The 3,899-nt window shown below is 40.9% G+C and carries 2 protein-coding genes; both read left to right on the forward strand.

The annotated features are described in order from the left end of the window. Positions 1 to 245: 245 nt before the first annotated feature. Positions 246 to 911, forward strand: coding sequence for a hypothetical protein (locus tag DNK84_RS13445; protein WP_162902491.1), 666 nt, complete (start codon positions 246 to 248; stop codon positions 909 to 911). Between the two features lie 152 nt (positions 912 to 1,063). Next, positions 1,064 to 3,899: RHS repeat domain-containing protein (locus DNK84_RS13450; protein ID WP_162902492.1), on the forward strand; the 2,836-nt coding region annotated here is incomplete at its 3' end.

Consider the following 3,899-nt stretch of genomic DNA (forward strand, 5'->3'; position numbering starts at 1 on the left):
GTATTACTTTATTGCCAATGCGAACAGATGACACAATTTGAACAGATTTTCTTGGGCTATTCGGTGTTGACTTAATTCGAACGAACATGGCATGGGTCTCATCGTTTTTTTTAAGGGTAACATAGTGCCATTTAAAATCAACTAATATTTTTACTAGGCACTACAAATTGACCTTTTTGGAAGACAAAAACCCTTATAAAATAAGGCCTGAGCAAAAATATCTTTCTTCAAACCTGTGGATAACTTTGAAAAGTGTCAAAGTCGGGAATAATATTCAGGGCTACCCAATGCCATTGCCAGTGTTGGGTATGGCAGCTGAGATTTCAGGGTTATATGATATTTGGGGAAATCGCTATCCTGTGACGAAACTTGACAGTACGGTTCCTGTGACACCCTTAAATGATGACGACTGGCCGCATACGAGGATTGAGAATGATACGGGTAGGACTCTGTATTTATGTGCTTGGGGAAGCAGTTCATTGCACGTTGACCACTTAAGCCAAGATTGTAATAACCCGACAATTTTAGCACCAGGGGCAAGCTTTAATCCAGGGTTGCATGGGTTTGAAAATGGAAATCCAAGTCTTACTTATATTAAATTTAGCTTCACACGGTTGTTGGGTGCTATAGGATTTGACGATACTGTTGGAGGGGTAGAAGCTAATGCTATGAGCATATTATTAAGTACTGATGGTAATATAGAAGCTCTAAATTCACAACTTATCCCGAGTATTGCTTCTAATTTTCAAGGTTGGTCAAGTTTGGAACTAGGTAATGAATTTCCTTCTTTGTGTACTGATTATCCTAATTACTGTATAGATGTTAACACAACATCGCAGTTAGTGTTCAAGCGTGATGGTAATACCATTAAGGTTATGGGCATGACAAAAGATAAGTACCAGAGCATGTAACCAGCTTTAACGAATTTTTTTATGCATGACGCAATCAGCTTATTCAAATTTTAACAAAATATGGTTGCAATTAGATCCTAGCTAGAAACGCTTGTTGCACCTTGTGTGGTATTAATAAATGTGTTTGTGAAATATCGATGGAGAATAAATGTATGAGGCGCGGATTTACCAAATTTTCATATCTGGCATTAACTGTGGTTTTTGGCGTTGGAATTAGCATAAATTTGACAGAGGCAAAAGCGCTTCAAAATAGTGGTAATCAGGCACCAAATTCTACGGCATTTAACATGGGTGGTAATATAAGTGCCAGCATTAATGCGCAAACGGGGGAGCTTAGCCTGAACCTCGCATTGATGCATTTGCCTGGGGGAGTGAAGTTAACTGCTGCTTATGATGGTGCCTCCAACTCAAATCTGGATAATTTAGGGGTTGGCTGGTCACTTGGCTTTGATCAATTAAATATGGCTACGCATTATTTATCTATTGGTGGCCATGGGCAGTATTATTTATGTCCTGCCAGTGGCAAGCCAGGGGTTTGTGCAGCAACTACCGCAGATGGAGAATATACCTTGCGCTATGATCATGAGGCAGGGGTTAAAATATGCGCTGCTAACACAAGCTGTGCAACTGATATTGCTAATAAAACGCGTATAGCTGCACCTGATCATTACGGTTATGTTATCTTACTGCACAATGGCTACCAGGAATATCTCGATAAGAGCGGGCGATTTATTGAAGGGGTGAGCCTTCTGGGTAATGAGGAAGTTGTTCATTACATCAGCCCGGCGATTCCAAATCAATCCGTCAACCATATGATTCAATCGGTGGTAGTAAGCGCGGATGGAGTTACAGAAGAGGTGGATTTTAACTATGGCCAGAGCGTGACACTAACAGAAAAAGGGCCAGATGCAGAAGGCAATACGCATAAAGTACAATTTATCACAGATTCGTACGGGCGTCTATCACGACTGGTTGAAGGCCAGGGAAGTGCAGCGATATCTTTTGGCTTTGATTACTCAACCTTACAGGGTAATGAAAATGCCATTGACGAGGTAGATTATCCAACAGGTATGCATGCGAATGTTACTTACCAACCAGGCTTAAACTACGGTGGTAGTAAAATAGATGTTGCTGAGGATTTGTTTTATACAGCCAAAGCATCAAACGGGCAGACGATGACCATGCGCACCTTATCAAATCTGGATGTTGAATCACAAGGGCAGGATGGGCATAATTATATTGGCAATGGTTTATCACTATCACATAATGATCCGACAAAAGATGCATTACTTGAACAGGCACCAGCAGATTACCTTTATGAGGTTGATGGTCAAAGCGCAGATTTGAGCTCACGCTCAACGTATAATCACGATCATTTACTAAAGGATGTATCGGTTAGCGACAGTAGCGCAAATAACGCTTTATTGATGAAGGAGCACGTCTTATACACAGGTGAGAATGCTGGTGCGTTTCCGCTAAATAGCAACTCCAATACCGAGCCTTATTTTACTGAGCTGCCGGCAAACTATACAAAACCCGCAGAAATATGGCAGACGGCCTATGAGTTAGGAAAACCAGGAGACACATTTGCCAATACAACGCAATATAATGCATATGGTCAGGTTATCCATAGTACAGGTCGATGGGACTATAGCAATTCAAAAAATGATACTGGGGCTGATCAAAAACAATTTTATTATGACGATGCGCACTATGGTTTATTGATAAGAAAGGTTAGTATCCCACAAGCCAGGTATTGGCAAAAAAATATGGAAAACAGCACCGATAATGACTCAGCTAAGGTATGGGCTTTAGGTGAAGAGAACACTATCGCGACAGATGGTACATTAGCTGGAAAAGTGATTGCTGAGCATGATACAGGTTATTATACCTATACAAATGGCACAACACCTGTTTTTCATGCAGTATACCGACGAGCTTACCATTATGATAACTATGGAAGGATGATTTCAGAGCAGTTAAGCTATGGTGCTGCTGCCGCTAGCCTGGGGATTGATAAAGGCAATATAGTCAGCCAGATAGTTAATATGCATTATGTCGAGAACCTTGCAGCAGGTGCTTGCCCTGGATTGCCGCAAAATGCAGATTTTAGTATAGACTGCAGCAAGCTTATGGAAAAAACAACGACCTTAAATGGTGTTACAAAAGATGCTAAGGCTTATTTGCCAATAACACACAGTCAATATATTGATAAACAAACAGGAGAGGTATTAATTACTACCGATGGGCTTGGTAACGCGAGCTTTTATCGATATGACGCACTGGGCAACCTCATTGAGATAATTACGCCAGATGGCAATATTACCCGTTTTCGTACGCATTACCGTTGTCAAGGAGAACAGGGTAATTGTAGTGGTGAGAATCAACAAACGACCACTTTGCCGGATGGGCGCATAGAAAGTGTAGTGGCTGATGGTTTTGGTCTGGTAACAGATCGCAGCGTGAGTGTGCTTATTAATGGCAAAACGCAAACCATGCGTACGCATAATACTTATGATGTTGATAAGAATGGCACAGGACTTGGACTCTTACTATCCCAAACCGATAGCGCCGGCAATACAATACAATACCATTATGATGATCTACATCAGTTAGTCAGTAAAACAGCAACAGCAGTAACAGATGAACAAGGAGATCGTGTGACGATGAGTCAACATACCTTAGTTGATCGCATCAATGGGCGTAAAATCAGTTACACTGCTTATAACTGTGGGCAGAAGCTTTGTGTTGATGGCTTTACCGTTGAAACCTATGATCTTGTGACAGGTGATTTATTATCAAAAACTATTTTTAGCGCAAAATCTCTTGGGTTGAGTGATCTACAAGCGGATTTTCCAGTTGCAGGTATTGGTGAAAATCAGTTGCAAGAAAACAGTATTCTCACAGCAGTGAATAAGGCTATTCAGGCAAAAAACTGGCTATATCAAACACAATATATCTACAATGGGCATCATCAGTTAATCAAAA

It is taken from the genome of Facilibium subflavum (genome assembly GCF_003574485.1).
GTDB classification, from domain to species: Bacteria; Pseudomonadota; Gammaproteobacteria; order Francisellales; family Francisellaceae; genus Facilibium; species Facilibium subflavum.